1 protein-coding gene is annotated in these 661 nt (G+C 40.1%); it reads right to left on the bottom strand.

Annotated elements, in window-relative coordinates; genetic code table 11:
• A partial coding sequence (locus E1160_RS00030; protein ID WP_218048599.1) for a LysE family translocator occupies positions 1-642 on the bottom strand: 642 nt, incomplete at its 3' end.
• Between the last annotated feature and the right edge of the window lie 19 nt (positions 643-661).

Genomic DNA, 661 nt, shown 5'->3' with positions numbered 1-661 from the left:
TAGATATGCGTGTGCTAAATTAAATATTATGGAAATCGATATGCTCAACAGGACTAGTGCACTGATGCGGTTGGCCCAAATCAGCCAGGCAGACTTAAAGTATCGACGTAAATATCCAGTAAGAAAAGACAGAATAACCCACCATAAAGCGGATCCTAAGAAGACGCCAAATACGACAAAGATTTTCTCTGCGCTGTTTTGTCCCGTCGTGATTCCTAAACCTGCAAAGATGGCGACAAAAGACATAATAGTTAAAGGATTGCTGATTGTTAATAGAAAGACTGTGATAAAACCTTTGGCCTTTTCCTTAGGGCTCGTTTCTTTGATTTCGTTATCTTCAGGAGGGTGGCGCAGAATTTTTATTCCAAGATATATCATGAAGAGACATCCCAATAAGGGTGCCCAAAAATCAAAACCAAATCTGCCAATCTTATAGGTAGATGTTAAATTATCTAATGTTAAAAGTCCGAAAGCTGCAATAATGCCGTAAGCTGCATCGGCTACGGCCGCGCCCATCCCGGAAATTAGCGCGGTTTTCATGCCTTTTGTCAGACCCGTTCGTATCACTAATATGCTAATCGGGCCGACTATTGCGGCAATAGATAATCCAACCAAGATAGATTTTATAAAGATAATAAGCATTCTGCATTCCATTTATTAT

Source organism: Curvivirga aplysinae, assembly GCF_009711445.1.
Lineage (GTDB): Bacteria > Pseudomonadota > Alphaproteobacteria > UBA8366 > Aestuariispiraceae > Curvivirga > Curvivirga aplysinae.
This window is presented reverse-complemented; position numbering and strand designations above follow the sequence as displayed.